The 16,138-nt window shown below is 71.0% G+C and carries 14 protein-coding genes; 11 read left to right on the top strand and 3 right to left on the bottom strand.

What is annotated here, in order from left to right:
* Positions 1 to 427 (bottom strand): histidine phosphatase family protein (locus ABZ070_RS26780; protein WP_356637893.1); only part of this gene is annotated, 427 nt, incomplete at its 3' end.
* On the bottom strand, positions 424 to 1,797 hold the full coding sequence (locus ABZ070_RS26775; RefSeq protein WP_356637892.1) for an FGGY-family carbohydrate kinase: 1,374 nt from the start codon (positions 1,795 to 1,797) through the stop codon (positions 424 to 426). The genes ABZ070_RS26780 and ABZ070_RS26775, both read right to left, overlap by 4 nt.
* Positions 1,798 to 1,965: 168 nt before the next feature.
* On the opposite strand from ABZ070_RS26775, the gene ABZ070_RS26770 reads away from it, so the two are divergent.
* The 10 genes from ABZ070_RS26770 (at position 1,966) to ABZ070_RS26725 (ending at position 12,612) form a co-directional block, all read left to right on the top strand.
* Positions 1,966 to 3,387, top strand: a complete 1,422-nt coding sequence (locus tag ABZ070_RS26770; RefSeq protein WP_356637891.1) for a sugar ABC transporter substrate-binding protein — start codon at positions 1,966 to 1,968, stop codon at positions 3,385 to 3,387.
* A gap of 3 nt (positions 3,388 to 3,390) precedes the next feature.
* The gene (locus ABZ070_RS26765) at positions 3,391 to 4,347 is read left to right on the top strand and encodes a sugar ABC transporter permease (RefSeq protein ID WP_356637890.1); all 957 of its coding nucleotides are present in this window, start codon (positions 3,391 to 3,393) and stop codon (positions 4,345 to 4,347) included.
* Positions 4,344 to 5,195 (top strand): carbohydrate ABC transporter permease, encoded by an 852-nt coding sequence (locus tag ABZ070_RS26760; protein ID WP_356637889.1) that lies wholly within the window; start codon positions 4,344 to 4,346, stop codon positions 5,193 to 5,195. The genes ABZ070_RS26765 and ABZ070_RS26760 overlap by 4 nt, the downstream gene beginning before the upstream one ends.
* Complete coding sequence (locus ABZ070_RS26755; protein ID WP_356637888.1) at positions 5,192 to 6,322, top strand: ABC transporter ATP-binding protein; 1,131 nt, start codon at positions 5,192 to 5,194, stop codon at positions 6,320 to 6,322. Before ABZ070_RS26760 ends, ABZ070_RS26755 begins: the two co-directional genes overlap by 4 nt.
* Positions 6,319 to 7,116, top strand: coding sequence for a DeoR/GlpR family DNA-binding transcription regulator (locus tag ABZ070_RS26750; RefSeq protein WP_356637887.1), 798 nt, complete (start codon positions 6,319 to 6,321; stop codon positions 7,114 to 7,116). Before ABZ070_RS26755 ends, ABZ070_RS26750 begins: the two co-directional genes overlap by 4 nt.
* Entirely contained in the window at positions 7,113 to 8,186 is a 1,074-nt protein-coding gene (locus tag ABZ070_RS26745) for an ABC transporter ATP-binding protein (RefSeq protein WP_356637886.1), read from the top strand. The genes ABZ070_RS26750 and ABZ070_RS26745 overlap by 4 nt, the downstream gene beginning before the upstream one ends.
* On the top strand, positions 8,183 to 9,196 hold the full coding sequence (locus ABZ070_RS26740; protein ID WP_356637885.1) for a 2-hydroxyacid dehydrogenase: 1,014 nt from the start codon (positions 8,183 to 8,185) through the stop codon (positions 9,194 to 9,196). Before ABZ070_RS26745 ends, ABZ070_RS26740 begins: the two co-directional genes overlap by 4 nt.
* Positions 9,197 to 9,263: 67 nt before the next feature.
* Positions 9,264 to 10,670: an FGGY-family carbohydrate kinase gene (locus ABZ070_RS26735; protein ID WP_356637884.1), complete on the top strand. Its 1,407-nt coding sequence runs from the start codon at positions 9,264 to 9,266 to the stop codon at positions 10,668 to 10,670.
* A gap of 108 nt (positions 10,671 to 10,778) precedes the next feature.
* The gene (locus tag ABZ070_RS26730) at positions 10,779 to 11,867 is read left to right on the top strand and encodes a glycerophosphodiester phosphodiesterase family protein (RefSeq protein WP_356637883.1); all 1,089 of its coding nucleotides are present in this window, start codon (positions 10,779 to 10,781) and stop codon (positions 11,865 to 11,867) included.
* Positions 11,868 to 11,976: 109 nt separating this feature from the next.
* Complete coding sequence (locus tag ABZ070_RS26725; protein WP_356637882.1) at positions 11,977 to 12,612, top strand: superoxide dismutase; 636 nt, start codon at positions 11,977 to 11,979, stop codon at positions 12,610 to 12,612.
* A 126-nt stretch (positions 12,613 to 12,738) separates the two neighbouring features.
* On the opposite strand, the gene ABZ070_RS26720 is transcribed toward ABZ070_RS26725, so the two are convergent.
* The gene (locus tag ABZ070_RS26720) at positions 12,739 to 13,377 is read right to left on the bottom strand and encodes a DsbA family protein (RefSeq protein WP_356637881.1); all 639 of its coding nucleotides are present in this window, start codon (positions 13,375 to 13,377) and stop codon (positions 12,739 to 12,741) included.
* 118 nt (positions 13,378 to 13,495) lie between these two features.
* On the opposite strand from ABZ070_RS26720, the gene pepN reads away from it, so the two are divergent.
* Positions 13,496 to 16,087 (top strand): aminopeptidase N, encoded by a 2,592-nt coding sequence (pepN, locus tag ABZ070_RS26715; protein WP_356637880.1) that lies wholly within the window; start codon positions 13,496 to 13,498, stop codon positions 16,085 to 16,087.
* The last annotated feature ends 51 nt before the right edge of the window (positions 16,088 to 16,138 follow it).

The raw sequence follows: 16,138 nt of genomic DNA, 5'->3' as shown, positions 1-16,138 counted from the left end.
CGACGGCCTTGGCCTGTCCCTTGTAGCCGTCGAGGTCGTCCTCGACGTTCTCCGCCTTGGGCTCCTCCGCGTCCGGGAACGGGTGGGCCACGGGGTCCGCGCGGAAGGCCTCGGCCGCCTTGGGGTCCTCTGCCGCGAACTCGGCCAGGGTGCGCCCCTCCAACACCCCGAAGTCGCATTCGCGCAGGCCGTGCTCGCGCCGCGGCAGGAGGCGAAGGGCCCGGCAGGCGGGTTCCGCGGTCTCGATCGCCCGGGAGACGGTGGACGTCCAGATCGCGTCCACCGGGTACCGGCCCGCCCAGGCGCCGAGGGCTTCGGCCTGGCGGCGTCCCTCGTCGGTCAGGGCGATGTCGCTGACGCCCGCGTAGCGGTTCTCCGCGTGCCAGACGGTCTGGCCGTGGCGTGCGAGCAGCAGGGTGGCGGTCACGCGTTCTCCTCCGTACGGGCCCGGGCGTGCGCGGCGACCGGCTCGGGCAGCCAGCCGCGCCGCTCCAGTTCGCCCACCATCGTCAGATACGGCTCGGTGAAGCGGTCGCTGCGGCGCGGGGTCACCACATGGTCCGGCCGGACCATCCGCGTGGCGGCGGCGGCCAGCGTGGGGGCGCCGCCCGCCCCGTACGCCGCCAGGACAGCCATGCCGAGCGCCGGTTCCGCCGAGCGGGGGATGTGCACGGCTCGGCCCAAGATGTCGGCGCGCAGCCGGGTCCAGTAGGCGCTGCGCACCGCCCCGCCGGTAAAGGTCAGCCGTCCGTGCAGGGGCGCGCCGAGGTGGTCGAGGTAGTCCAGGCAGAGCCGTTCGGCCAGGCCCACGCCCTGCAGGAGGGCCGCCCAGTGGTCGGCATCGGACGCGGGGCTGCCGAGCAGGAAGGCCTCGGCGTCGGGGGCGAGGAACGGGAAGCGCTCGCCGCTCGAGGCCAGCGGGTAGGCGACGGCGCCCGCCGGCTCGTGGGCCTGCGCAAGGAGATCGAGGCGGGCCGGGTCCGCGTCCGGGAAGGCGGTGCGCAGCGCTCCGCCGCCGACGCCGGACGCTCCGCCCGGCAGCCAGCTCCCGTCGGGTGAAAGGTGGTTGTAGACCACCCCGGCCGGGTCGCGCAGGGGCTCGGCGGTGACCCCCTTGAGGACGAGCGTGGTGCCGAGGACCGAGTTCCAGGAGCCGACGGCGAGCGAGCCGGAGGCGATCTGTGCGGCGCAGCCGTCGGTCATGCCCGCCACGATCAGGGTGCCCTCGGGGATGCCGGTCTCCTCCTCGGCCGCCCGGCACACCTGGCCGAGGCTGCTGCCCGAGCGGACCACATCGGGCAGCACCCCGTCCGGCAGGTCCCCGTCGCCGAAGGCGCCGGACTCGGGGTCGTAGCCGGTCTTCAGGGCGTGGCTCGCGTCCGTGGGCAGTGGGCGCCCCGCCAGGCGGGAGACGATCAGGTCGGCCTGGTGAGTGACACGGGCGCCCTCCCCGGTGCCGTGGCGCCGCAGGAGCCATTGCGCTTTGCCGGGGCCGCGCCCGGGCGCGCGGCCGTCGTCGTACATCAGGGCCGGGGTGAGCGGCCGGCCGGCGGCGTCGCAGAGCAGCACCGTCCCCGAGGTGGAGCAGACGGCGAGGGCGCGCGGGCCCGGCCGGTCGCGCAGGGCCTCGCGGGTGGCGGCGCAGACGGCGGTCCACCAGTCCTGCGGTGACTGTTCGTGGCACACGCCGTCGCGTCTGCCGGTCAGCGGGGCGGACCCGCTGCCGAGGACGTCCCCGTCGTCGGTGGCGAGCACCGCACGGGCGCCCTGTGTGCCGAGATCGATTCCCATCCACATACCGACTCCTTCTGTGAAGTTCTCACTGTGCACCGAGAATTTCCGTTGCGCGAGGGATTGACGCCCAACTGGCGCTGTTACAACCTCTGTTAACCAGTCGGCTGAACGTGTTTCGAAGCTCCCCTGCCAGGGGCCGGGAGCGCCCCAGAAGACACTGCGGAGGTCGGGATGGACATGCGCGGACACGACCGGCGGCGGTTTCTCGCCCTGACGGCTGCGGCCTCAGCGGCGCCGCTGCTCACCGCGTGCGGTGCCGGCTTCGGCGAGGACAAGAAGCAGGGCGACGGCTCGGCGGCCGACGACGTCACGGGGTCCTTCGACTGGAAGCGGGCCGACGGCAAGACGGTCAAGGCGCTGCTCAACAAGCACCCGTACACGGACGCGCTGATCGCGGACCTGAAGTCGTTCACCGAGAGGACCGGCATCAAGGTCGAGTACGACGTCTTCCCGGAGGACAACTACTTCGACAAGCTCACCGTCGACCTCTCCAGCGGCCGCGCGTCCTACGACGTCTTCATGCTCGGCGCGTACATGGTGTGGCAGTACGGACCGCCCGGATGGCTGGAGGACCTCGGGCCGTGGATGCGCAACGCGTCCGCGACCGGGGCCGAATGGGACCAGGCGGACTTCTTCCCCAACCTGCTGCAGGCCGACCAGTGGTCCCTGCAGGCCGGCGCCCCGCTCGGCCAGGGCGGGCAGTATGCGCTGCCGTGGGGCTGGGAGACCAATGTGGTCGCCTACAACACCGAGGTGTTCGACAAGCTCGGCCTGAGGCCCGCCGAGTCCTTCGACGAACTGCGCGAGCTGGCCGGGACCATCAAGCGCAAGGCTCCGGGCGCGGGCTTCGACGGGATGTACGGGGTCGCGGTGCGCGGATCGCGCAGCTGGGCCACCATCCACCCCGGCTTCATGACGATGTACGCCCGCAACGGCCTCAAGGACTTCACCGTCGAAGGCGGCAAGGTGAAGCCCGCGATGAACTCGCCGGAGGCGATCGCCTTCACCCGGGACTGGGCCGAGATGGTCAAGAAGGGCGGCCCGCCGTCCTGGACCTCGTACACCTGGTACCAGTGCTCCAGCGACCTCGGTGCGAAGAAGGCGGGAATGCTGTTCGACGCCGACACCGCCGCCTACTTCCAGGCTGTGAAGGGCGCCTCCCCCGCCTCCGGGAAGATCGCCTTCCACCCCGGCCCGAAGGGCCCCGGCGGTTCGCTCGCCACCAACATGTGGATCTGGTCGCTCGGCATGAACGCCAAGTCGAAGAACAAGCTGCCGGCCTGGCTGTTCCTGCAGTGGGCGACCGGCAAGGAGCATCTGCTCAAGGGCGCTGTGCGCTACAACCACATCGACCCGGTGCGGCAGTCGGTCAGTCAGGACGCCGCCTACAAGGACAAGATGAAGGCGATCCCCGGCTTCATCGAGACCTTCGAGACGGTCGTCGACCAGACGAAGATCCAGTTCACTCCGCAGCAGCAGTTCTTCGACGCGACGACCAGCTGGGCCGCCGCGCTCCAGGAGATCTACGGCGGCAAGAACGCCGCCTCCGTACTGAACGGCCTCGCCGGCGACCTGGCGTCGAAGGTGGGCTGACAGGTGTCCTCGCTGTCGGAGACCGGCCACGGGGCGGCCTCACGCGAGGAGGTGAAGCGAGCGGCGCGCAGCGTGCCCGGCTGGCGCCGCTCGCTGCGTCCGTATCTGCTGATCGTGCCCGCGCTGCTGCTGACCGGCGGCATCCTCTACCCGTTCGGACTCGGCCTCTACTACACGGTCTTCGACTTCTCGGCGAGCAAGCCGGTGCCCGACGTGGTCGGCCTGGAGAACTACCGGCGGATCTTCGCGCAGAGCGCCTTCTGGGACTCGGCGCGGGTCACCCTGCTGTACGCGGTGGGCGCGGCGGCCGTCGAGACGGTGCTCGGGGTCGGGGTGGCGCTGCTGCTGCACCGCTCCTCCCTGGTGGGCCGGGTACTGGAGAAGATCCTCATCCTGCCGCTGATGATCGCGCCGGTCATCGCCGCGATCATGTGGAAGCTGATGCTCCAGCCGTCCGTCGGTGTCATCAACCACCTGCTGAAGCCCTTCGGGCTCGGCGGGGTGCAGTGGACGGACACCCCGACCGGCGCGCTGCTCACCTCGATCGCCGTGGACACCTGGGTGTACACGCCGTTCGTGGCGATCCTGGCGCTCGCCGGGCTGCGCTCCCTGCCCAGCTCGCCGTTCGAGGCCGCCGCCGTCGACGGCGCGAACTGGTGGTTCACCTTCCGCAAGCTGACCCTGCCGATGCTGTGGCCGTACGTCCTGGTCGCGGTGATCTTCCGGTTCATGGACTCGCTGAAGGTCTTCGACATCATCTACGCACTCACCGAGGGCGGTCCCGGCGACTCGACGGTGGTCCTGCAGATCCGCGCGTACCTGGAGGCGATCCGCTTCCAGCGCTACTCCTTCGGCATCAGCTACACCATCGTGCTCTGGGCGGTGGTCTACCTCGCGGCCATGGTGCTGGTGCGCTATCTCGGCCGGATCAACAGCCGCGCGGCGGAGGTGACCGAGTGAGAACCGATCGTGGAACCCGAAAGCGCAGGCTCGTCGCCGTCGCGGCGGACGGCGCGCTGATCCTCTACTTCGTCTTCGCGCTGTTCCCGGTCGCCTGGATGGTGATCCTGTCGTTGAAGCCGGCGGAGGAGCTGTTCAGTACCTACTTCTCCTTCACACCGACGCTCGACTCGTACCGCACGGTCCTGGGCGCGGGCGACGACCAGGGCGTGCCGTTCGTGCGGTTCTTCGTCAACAGCCTCGTGGTGTCGCTGGGCGCGGTGCTGCTGTCCCTGGCGATCGGACTGCCTGCCGCCTACGCCGCCGCCCGCTGGCGTTTCAAGGGCTCCGAGAACCTGATGTTCACGCTGCTCTCCTTCCGCTTCGCCCCCGAACTCACCGTGATCATCCCGCTGTTCGTGCTGTATCAGCAGCTCGGGCTCTTCGACACGTACGTCGGCATGGTGTGGGTGCTCCAGCTGGTCACGCTGCCGCTGATCGTCTGGATCATGCGCTCGTACTTCTCCGACCTCTCCCCGGAGCTGGAGCAGGCCGCGCTGCTCGACGGCTACACCCGCAAGCAGGCGTTCTTCAAGGTGGCGCTGCCGCTGGTGAAGCCGGGGATCGCGGCCGTGTCGCTGCTCGCGTTCATCTTCGCCTGGAACAACTTCGTCTTCCCGTTGATCCTCACCTCGTCACAGGCACAGACCGTGACGGTCGGAGCGCTGTCCTTCCTCGGCGGCGACCGCCCCAAGTACAACCTCACGGCCGCCGCCGCGCTGGTCTCGGTCGTCCCGCCGCTGCTGCTCGCCCTCACCATCCAGCGCTATCTGGTGCGCGGGCTGTCCTTCGGGGCGGTGAAGTCATGACGGCACCCACCGGGACGGACGCGCCCGCGATCGCGCTGAGAGGCGTCAGCAAGACGTACGGGCGCAACGTGGCCCTGGACGGTCTCGAACTGGAGGTCGCGCCGGGTGAGTTCTACTGTCTGCTCGGCCCGTCGGGCGCGGGCAAGACGACCACCCTCAAGACCGTCGCGGGTCTCGAACAGCCCACGGCCGGCCGTGTCGAGCTCGACGGCGAGGACATGACGGGCGTCGAGCCGTACGACCGGGGCGTGGCGATGTGCTTCGAGTCGTACGCCCTGTATCCGCACCGGACCGCCTACGACAATCTCGCCTCCCCACTCCGCTCGCCGCGCCACCGCCTCCCCGCGGACCGGGCCCGCGAGCGGATCGGGGAGATCGCCGGGCTGCTCGGCATCGCATCCTTGCTGGACCGCCCGGTGGGCGAACTGTCGAACGGGCAGCGCCAGCGGGTGGCCCTCGGCCGGGTGCTGGTCCGGCCGGCCCGTGCGTTCCTGCTCGACGAGCCGCTCTCCCACCTGGACGCCAAACTGCGCCAGGCGATGCGCGCCGAGCTCAAAGCGATCGGCGCCGTGCAGCGCACGACCACCCTGTACGTCACCCATGACTCGGTGGAGGCGCTGGCGCTCGGTGACCGGATCGGGGTGATCAGGGACGGGCGGATCGTGCAGAGCGGGGCGCGCGAGGACATCTGGCACCGGCCCCACGACACCTTCGTCGCCCGGTCGTTCGGCCGGCCGCGGATCAATCTGCTGCCGGGCACGGTGGGCGGCGACGGAAGTTTCCGGGCGGTGGACGGCGACTGCGAGGGCGCGCCGCGGGTGGCAGCGCCCGCCGGCACGCCCATACAGCTGGGCGTACGACCGCGTGACCTGGGGCTCGACGGCTCCGGCTCCTCCGGCTTCCGGCTCACCGGCACCGTCTACGTCATCGAGACGCTCGGCCGGGCCGTCGAGGTCACCGTCCGCATCGGCGCGCAACACGTGTCGCTCGTCGTGCCGCGGGCCGAGGCCGCGGGGATGCGGCCCGACGATCCTGTCCGGCTGGCCGCACGGCCTGAGAACCTGCTGCTGTTCGAGGCCGACGGGCCGCAGGGACCAGGACGAAGGATCGAAGGAAACATCTCATGAGCACCCAAGCGCAGCGCGGCCCCGCTCCCCGCCAGGCGGCGATAGCCGAATACGTCCTCGCCCAGGGCGAGGGAACCGCGGCCGAGCTCGCGGAACGGTTCGACGTCAGCCTGATGACCATCCACCGCGACCTGGACGAACTCGAACGCCAGGGGATCGTACGGAAGTTCCGTGGTGGCGTGACCGCCCAGCCGTCCGGCGTGTTCGAGTCGAACGTCGCCTACCGGCTGAAGACGATGCGGGAGGAGAAGGCGGCCGTCGCCGCACACGCGCTCACCCTCATCGAGCCCGGCATGGCCGTGATGCTCGACGACTCGACCTCCACGCTGGAGATCGCCCGCCGGCTCGGCGCGATCACCCCGCTGACCGTCGTCACCAACTTCCTCGAGGCGCTGACCCTGCTCTCCACCGAACGCGGCATCCATCTGATGGCGCTCGGCGGCGACTACGACCCGCTGCACTCCTCCTTCCTCGGCGTGTCCTGCGTGGAGGCCGTCCAGTCGCTGCAGGTCGACATCTGCTTCACCTCCACCTCCGCCGTCTCCGGCGGCTTCGCCTACCACCAGGAGCAGCACATCGTGTCGGTGAAGCGCGCCATGCTCGACTCGGCCGCGAAGAACGTGCTGCTCCTCGACCACTCCAAGCTGGGCCGGGTGGCGCTGCACCGGCTCGCCCCGCTCTCCCGTTTCGACCTGGTGCTCGTCGACGGCGGCGCGCCGGCCGACGCCCTGCGCGAGCTCGACGAGCACAAGGTCCCCTACCAGGTCTGCGAGGTGGGCGGTGACCGGCCATGACTGAACTGGCCCTGCACGAGCTGCGCAAGACGTACGCCGCCAGAGGGCGGCCGTCGGTCGACGCGGTGCGCGGCATCGATCTGCGGCTGCGCTCCGGCGAGCTGCTGGGGCTGCTCGGCCCGTCGGGCTGCGGCAAGTCCACGACACTGCGGATGATCGCGGGTCTTGAGCAGGTCACCGCCGGCGACATCCGGGTGGGCGGCACGTCCGTGGTCCACCTGCCCGCGCAGCGGCGCAACATCGGGGTCGCGTTCGAGAACTACGCGCTCTATCCGCCGCTGACGGTCGCGGAGAACCTCGCCTTCGGCCTGTCCGCGCGACGCCGCTTCGGCCGGGCCGAGATCGCGCGCCGGGTGACCGCCATGGCGGAACGCATCGGCATCTCCGCGTTGCTGGCAGCCCGCCCCGCCGGGCTCTCCAGCGGCCAGAAGCAGCGGGTCGCGCTGGCCCGGGCGCTGATCAGGGAGCCGGACGTGCTGCTGCTCGACGAGCCCCTGTCCCATCTGGACGCCGGGCAGCGCGACACGACCCGCCGCGAACTCAAGCGGATCCAGAAAGACCTGGGGCACACGACGATCCTGGTCACCCACGACCAGGAGGAGGCGTTGTCGTTGGCCGACCGGATCGCGGTGATGAACGACGGTGTGATCCAGCAGCTGGGCACCCCGCAGGAGATCTACGACGCGCCCGCGAACCTGTTCGTCGCGGACTTCGTCGGCGAGCCCGCGATGAACCTGCTGCCGGGCGTCGTCGAGGACGACGGGCTACGGCTCTCCGAGGCGGTGCGCATGCCGCTGCCACGGCCGCTGCCGGCCGGCCGCTCGGTGGTGCTCGGCGTGCGGCCCGAGGATCTGCGTCTGACGGACGACGGAGTGCGGGCCACCGTCAGCGCCCATGAGCCGCTGCTGGAGGCGGGTATCGCCACACTCGCCCTGGTGGGTGTGGACCGGCCGCTCGTGGTGCAGACCGGACCCGAGGTCCGCCTTGAACGCGGCGCGGCCGTCCATGTGACCGCCGACCGCCGGCTCACGCATGTCTTCGACGCCGAGACGGGAGACGCCCTGCAATGAAGGTCCTGGCTGCCGGTGACCATTTTGTCCTCAACACGCTCATCGCCGAGGCTCTGCGCCGCAGGCTCGATGACACGGCCCTGCACCTGTCCGAACTCTCCCTGCCCTGGCCGCTGGAGCCGTTCGGGAAGGTCGCCGAGGTCGACGAGGCGAGCGACGCCGAGGACGCGCTGATCGAGGCCCTCGACGGCGTCGAGGTGTGCGTGACCCAGATGGCGCCGTTCACCGAGCGGGTGCTGGCCGCCGCGCCCGCCCTGCGGATGATCGCCGTGTGCCGCGGCGGGCCGGTGAACGTGAACGTCGCGGCAGCGCGGGCCAGGGGCGTACGGGTCTGCTTCGCGCCGGGGCGCAATGCCGCGGCGACCGCCGAGTTCACGATCGGGCTGATGCTGGCCGCCCTGCGCGGCATCCCGGACGCGCACGACTCCCTGGCCCGGCGGGCCTTGTGGGACGCGTCGTACTACACGTACGAGCGGTGCGGTCCCGAGCTGGAGGACACCCCCGTGGGGCTGATCGGCTACGGCGCGGTCGGCAGCCGGGTCGCCCGGGTGCTGTCGGCGTTCGGTGCGGAGGTGGAGGTGTACGACCCGTATGTGCGCGGCGATGTGCACGGCATGCGCGCCCCCTCTTTGGACTCACTGCTGGCCCGCTCCCGCGTCGTGACGCTGCACGCACGGCTGACACCGGAGACCCGGGGGCTGATCGGCGCCCGCGAACTGGCGCTGATGCCGAGGGGTTCCGTGCTGGTGAACGCGGCGCGCGGCGGGCTGGTACGCACCGACGCCCTCTGCGACGCCCTGGACGGCGGGCAGCTGGCGGCCGCCGCGCTGGACACCTACGAGCAGGAGCCGCCGGCGCCCGGCTCCCGGCTCCTGAAGACACCGAACCTGGTGCTCACGCCGCATCTGGGCGGCGCAAGCAGGGCCGTGGCCCACAAGGCGGCGGCGATCGCGGCGGCGGAGGTGGAGCGCTATGCGCGAGGGGAGCCGCTCGCGCACTGTTTGACCTGAACCGACCCCGGCCGGGCCCGAGGCCGGTCCGGCCCGCACGCGAGCCCGACGTGAGGAGAACCGCCGCATGTTCATCGGCATCGATGTGGGCACGTCCATGGTGAAGGCCGCGGCCTTCGACGCCACCGGCGCGGCGCTGGCCGTCGAGTCACGACCGGTGAGTCTGGAGATCCGCGGCGGTCATGTCGAGCAGGACATGGACGAGGTGTTCGCAGCGGTCGAGGAGGTCCTGAACGCCCTGACGTCCGACGGGCGCCCCGTCGAACTGGTGGGGCTCACCGGCCAGGGCGACGGCGTGTGGCTGGTCGACGCCGAAGGCCGCCCCGTACGCCCGGCGATCTCCTGGATGGACGGCCGCGCCCATGAACTCGTCGGCGAATGGCTCGCGTCGGGCGTCTTCGAGACGGTCTTCCGGCGCACAGGCAGCGCGATGTTCCCCGGTTGCCCGGGGCCCGTGCTGGCCTGGCTGGAGCGCCACGAGCCGCAGTCACTGGATGCCGCCGCCACCGCCCTGTACTGCAAGGACATGGTGTTCCAGCGGCTGACCGGCGTCCGTGCCACGGATGTCTCCGACGCGTCGATGCCGTTCCTCGAGCCGCATTCCCGCCGCTACGCGGACGACGTCGTCGACACCCTCGGCCTCACCCACCGGCGCTCGCTGCTCGCCCCCGTCAGCGACCCGCTCGCCACCGGCACCCTGCCGTCGGGGTCTCCGATCGCCAACGGCCCCTACGATCTGCCCGCCTGCGCGCTCGGCGCGGGGGTGACCGAGCCGGACGACGGCCTGCTGATCGTCGGCACCTGCCTGGCCTCGCTCGTCGCGACCCGCGAGGTCGATCTGGCCGGCGAGCCCGCGGGCCTCTACATCTCGACCGACCGTCCGGGGCACTTCCTGCGCGCGATGCCCGCCATGGTGGGCACGGCCGCCCTCGACTGGGTGCTCACCACCACCGGCGTACGGCACGCGGACGTCGACGCGCTGCTGGCCGAAACCCCGCCCGGCGCGCACGGCGTACGGGTGCTGCCGTACTTCGCCCCGTCGGGCGAACGCGCCCCGTTCGTCGAACCCCGTCTGCGCGCCGAACTCTCCGGCGTCAGCCTGGAGTCCACCAGGGCCGACCTGATCCGTGCGACCTGCGAGGGCATCGCCTTCGCCGCCCGGCACTGCCTGGAGGCGGCGGGCCTGACCGGTTCCCTCGCGATCTGCGGCGGCGGCACCCGCTCCCCCGCCTGGATGCGGCTGTTCGCCGACGCCCTCGGACGTGAACTGCGCATCGTGGAGGGCGAAGTGGGTGCCCGCGGCGCGGTCCTGGCCTCCGCCCGGCGGCACGGGGTCGAGCTGGACGCCGCTGCCTGGACGGCCCCCACGGCCGTCGTCGCGCCGGACCCGAAGCGGGCCGCGTACTACGCCAAGGCCTACGAGGAGCACCTCGACCGGCTGGCGGCGGCCCGCTCGCGGGCGCGCCTGACCTGACCGGACCTCGCACTGCCACCCGGCAGCCGCCGGGAAGCAATCGGCGTGTGACGAGCCTGTGCGCAGCGCCCGCCACCTCGTACCCGAGACCTTCGACAGGGAGCCCGTATGCCCGCACTGCCAGGACGCCGCTCCGTACTGCTCGCTGCCGGGGCGGCCGCCGCCGTCTCCGCGTTTCCCGTCGGCGCGGGCGCCGCCGGCGCCGCCCGCGCCGACGGGCACCGACCCGAAGGCCCACTGGTGATCGGCCACCGCGGCTCGGCCGGCTGGCGGCCCGAGCACACCGTCGCCTCGTACACCGCCGCCGTGCAGGCGGGGGCCGACTGGATCGAGCCCGACCTCGTGCCGACCAAGGACCATGTGCTGGTCGTACGGCACGAGAACGAGATATCGGGGACCACGGACGTCGCCCGGCGGCCGGAGTTCGCGGACCGCCGCACCACGAAGACCGTCGACGGCCGCGCGGTGACCGGCTGGTTCACCGAGGACTTCACGCTCGCCGAGCTGAAGACGCTGCGTGCGGTGGAGCGGCTGCCGCTGGTGCGCAACCGCAACACCGTCTTCGACGGCCGCGAGCAGGTCATGACGTTCCAGGAGGTCGTGGACCTCGCCCGCGACCTGTCGAAGGAGCACGGCCGCCGCATCGCCGTGTTCCCCGAGACGAAGCACCCGTCGTACTTCCGCTCCGTCGGGCTGCCGCTGGAGGAGGAACTGGTGCGCGTCGTGCGCCGGAACCGGCTCGACGCCCGCGAGTGCGTCATCCAGTCCTTCGAGCCGTCCAGCCTGCTGCGGGTGGCGCGGGCGAGGCTTCGGATCCCGCTGTGGCAGGCGCTCGGCACCAGTGGCGGCCCCTTCGGCCACGACCGTACGTACGCCCGGATGATGACGCCGGAGGGGCTGCGGGAGATCGCCGAGTACGCGGACTGGATCGGGCCCGACAAGTCGTCCGTCGTCGCGCCGTCGCCGCTGCTCGCCGACGCGCACGCGGCCGGGCTCAAGGTGGGCGCGTACACGTTCCGCGCGGAGAACCAGTTCCTGCCGGCCCCGCTGCGCCGGGGCACCGACCCGAACGCCTTCGGCGACGCCTTCGCCGAGTACGCGCTGCACTACGGGCTCGGCGTGGACGCGGTGGTCACCGACTTCCCGGACCTGGCGGTGATCGCGCGCCGTGAGCACCTGGGCCAGGCGCAGGGCTGAGGCCGGGACCTAGGACCAACGCCTGATCAACAACGCACTCTTCTGCTGCTAACGTGCAGTTGCATAAGGTTTGCAATAAGCCGTTGGCAGTCGGAGGGACCACCGGACCATGGCCATCTACACGCTTCCTGAACTTCCGTACGACTACGCGGCGCTCGAGCCGGTCATCAACCCGGAGATCATCGAGCTCCACCACGACAAGCACCACGCCGCGTACGTGAAGGGCGCCAACGACACGCTCGAGCAGCTCGAGGAGGCGCGCGACAAGGAGGCCTGGGGCTCGATCAACGGGCTGGAGAAGAACCTCGCGTTCCATCTCTCCGGCCACATCCTGCACAGCATCTACTGGCACAACATGACCGGCGACGGTGGCGGCGAGCCGCTGGAGAAGGACGGCGTGGGCGACCTCGCGGACGCCATCGCCGAGTCGTTCGGCTCGTTCGCCAAGTTCAAGGCCCAGCTGACCAAGGCGTCGGCGACGACGCAGGGTTCCGGTTGGGGCGTGCTGGCGTACGAGCCGGTCAGCGGCCGGCTGATCGTCGAGCAGGTCTACGACCACCAGGGCAACGTCGGCCAGGGCACGGTGCCGATCCTGGTCTTCGACGCCTGGGAGCACGCCTTCTATCTCCAGTACAAGAACCAGAAGGTCGACTTCATCGACGCGATGTGGCAGGTCGTGAACTGGCAGGACGTGGCGAAGCGCTACGCCGAGGCGAAGGACCGCACGCCGCTGATCGCCCCCTGACCCGGACATCCGGGAGACGTCCTGCTCGTGATCGTCTTCTCAACCTTCACCGGGCAGGCGGAAGAAGGAGTGCCCCCGCGAGGACATGACTCGCGGGGGCACTCGGTTTTTCGCACATGGGGCGGGTCAGTCGAAAATCGGCCCTTGGGTGCGCGTGCGCTTGATCTCGTAGAAGCCCGGGATCGACGCCACCATCAGCGTGCCGTCCCAGAGCTTGGCCGCCTCCTCGCCCTTGGGGGCGGGGGTGACGACCGGGCCGAAGAAGGCGATCTGCTCGCCTTCGGCGCCGGGCACGGCGATGACCGGCGTGCCGACTTCCTGACCGACCTTCTCGATGCCCTCCTTGTGGGAGGCGCGCAGCTCGGCGTCGTAGGTGCCCTTGTCCGCGAAGTCGGCGAGGGAGGTGGGCAGGCCGACGTCCTTGAGCGCATCGACGACGGCCTCACGGACGGGGCCCCGGCCCTCGTTGTGGAAGCGGGTGCCGAGCGCGGTGTAGAGCTTGCCGACGACCTCGTCGCCGTGCTCCTGCTGGGCGGCGACGACGACCCGCACCGGGCCCCACGCCTTGTTCTCCAGCATGTCGCGGTACTCCTCGGGGAGCTCGTCCAGCTTGTCCTCGTTGAGGACGGCGAGGCTCATCACATGCCAGCGCACCTCGACGTCGCGGACCTTCTCGACCTCGAGCATCCAGCGGGAGGTCATCCAGGCCCACGGGCACAGCGGGTCGAACCAGAAGTCCACGGGCGTCTTGCCGTTGTGCGACATATCACTCCTCGAGAAGGGGTGGCGCCCAGCGCGCCTCCCAGGAGGCAACGCCGCCGCCGGCCCCTGCGATTCCCGTGGGAGGATCACCTCTGTTCGAACGAGACACGAAGGAGTGCTTGTGCCCGGTGAGAATCTGTCCCGCGACGAGGCCCGCACCCGGGCCGGACTCCTGTCCGTCGACGGGTACGAGGTGGCCCTCGATGTGCGTTCCGCCGTCGGGGAGCCGGAGGATCCGTCCGGGCCTCGCACGTTCCGATCGGTGACCACGATCCGCTTCCGCACGTCCGAGCCCGGCGCGTCGACGTTCGCGGACCTGCTGGCCCCTGCCGTGACGGCCGTCACCCTCAACGGCCAGGAGCTGGACCCGGCCGTCGTCTTCGACGGCTCGCGGATCGCGCTCGACGGTCTGGGCGCGGAGAACGTGCTGGTCGTGGACGCCCAGTGCGCGTACAGCCGTACCGGCGAGGGTCTGCACCGCTTCGTCGACCCCGAGGACGGCGAGGTGTACCTCTACACCCAGTACGAGCCGGCCGACGCCCGCCGGGTCTTCGCCAATTTCGAGCAGCCCGACCTGAAGGCGCCCTTCCGCTTCGAGGTGACGGCCCCCGAGGGCTGGACGGTCTGGAGCAACCGCGAGGGGGCGCGCGCCGAGGACGGGGTGTGGCGCTTCGCGGAGACCGCGCCGATCTCGACGTACATCACGGCGGTCGTCGCCGGGCCGTACCACTACGTCACCGACGTGTACGAGCGCGAGCTTCCCCCAGGTACCTCCCAGGCCGAAGGCTCCGAGGGAGGGACCGTGCTGCGCATCCCGCTGGGCGCCATGTGCCGCAAGGGGCTCGCCAGGCACTTCGACGCGGACGACATCTTCCTCGTCACCAAGCAGGGACTGGACTTCTTCCACGACCACTTCGACTACCCGTACCCGTTCGGCAAGTACGACCAGGCGTTCGTGCCCGAGTACAACATCGGCGCGATGGAGAACCCGGGTTGTGTGACCTTCCGCGAGGAGTTCGTCTTCCGCGGCAAGGTGACGCAGGCGTCGTACGAGCGCAGGGCCAACGTCATCCTGCACGAGATGGCGCACATGTGGTTCGGCGACCTGGTCACCATGCAGTGGTGGGACGACCTGTGGCTGAAGGAGTCCTTCGCCGACTTCATGGGCTCCTTCTCGCTGGTGGAGGCGACGCGCTTCACCAACGGGTGGGTCACCTTCGCCAACAACCGCAAGGCGTGGGCGTACCGCGCCGACCAGTTGCCGTCCACCCACCCCGTCACGGCCGACATCCGTGACCTGGAGGACGCCAAGCTCAACTTCGACGGCATCACCTACGCCAAGGGCGCTTCGGTGCTCAAGCAGCTGGTGGCGTACGTGGGGCGGGACGCGTTCCTGGAAGGCGCGCGACGCTACTTCAAGCGGCACGCATACGGGAACACCCGCCTCGGCGACCTGCTGTCCGTGCTGGAGGAGACCTCCGGGCGGGACATGAAGACCTGGTCGCGGTCCTGGCTCGAGACGTCGGGCGTCAACTCGCTGACACCGGAGGTCTCGTACGGCGAGGACGGCCGGCTCGCGGAACTGGCCGTGCTCCAGGACGGCGACACCCTGCGGCCGCACCGGATCGCCGTCGGCCTGTACCGGATCGAGGGCACGGAGCTCGTGCGGTACGCGCGCGCCGAGGTGGACGTCACGGGGGCGCGGACCGTCGTGTCCGAGCTGGCCGGCGCCGATCGGCCCGGCCTGGTCCTGGTCAACGACGAGGACCTCACCTACTGCAAGATCCGCTTCGACGATGCGTCGCTGGAGACGCTGCGGTCGTCGCTCGGCTCCATCACGGACCCCCTGGCGCGGGCGCTGTGCTGGTCGGCGCTGTGGAACCTCACGCGGGACGCGCTGATGCCGGCGCGGGACTTCATCGCCCTGGTACTGCGGTTCGCCGGACGCGAGTCGGACATCGGTGTGCTGCAGATGCTGCACGCGTGGACCCGGTCGGCGCTCGTCCACTACGCGGCCCCCGCCTGGCGCGAGGAAGGCGGCCGGCTGCTGGCCGCCGGGGCCCTGCGGGAACTCCACGCCGCGGAGCCGGGCAGCCAGCACCAGCTGACGTGGGCCCGCTTCTTCGCGTCGGTCGCCGCGTCCGACACGGACTTCGAGATGCTGACCAGGCTGCTGGACGGCACGGTGAAGATCGACGGCCTGGACGTCGACCAGGAGCTGCGCTGGTCGTTCCTGGAGCCGCTCGCCGCGCACGGGGTGGCCGACGAGTCCGCGATCGCGGCGGAGCTGGCACGGGACGACACCGCGTCCGGCAAGCGGCACGAGGTGCGGTGCCTGGCGTCGCGCCCGTCGGCGGCGGTCAAGGACCAGGCGTGGGCGGCGGTCGTCGAGTCGGACACCCTGTCCAACGCGCTGGTCGAGGCGACGATCGCGGGCTTCGTGCAGCCGTCGCAGCGGGAGCTGGTGGCTCCCTGCACGCCGAAGTACTTCGAGGCGATCGAGCGGGTGTGGTCGGAGCGGTCCATCCAGATCGGGATGGACGTCGTGCGGGGCCTGTACCCGTCGCTGCAGGACCCGTCCTCGACGCTCGCCGCGACGGACGCGTGGCTGGCCGCGCACGAGTCGGCGGCGCCGGCGCTGCGGCGGCTGGTCGTGGAGTCCCGCGACGACCTCGCGAGGGCGGCCCGCGCCCAGGCGCGCGACGGCCGCTGACGCGGCGGCTGCCTCGGCGGGCGCGGCCGGCCCTGCCGGGGCTCCGCCCCG

Source organism: Streptomyces sp. NPDC006283 (assembly GCF_040613325.1).
Classification (GTDB): Bacteria; Actinomycetota; Actinomycetes; order Streptomycetales; family Streptomycetaceae; genus Streptomyces.
Note: the sequence above shows the minus strand (reverse complement) of the source record. Positions and strands in the feature narration are given on the sequence as shown.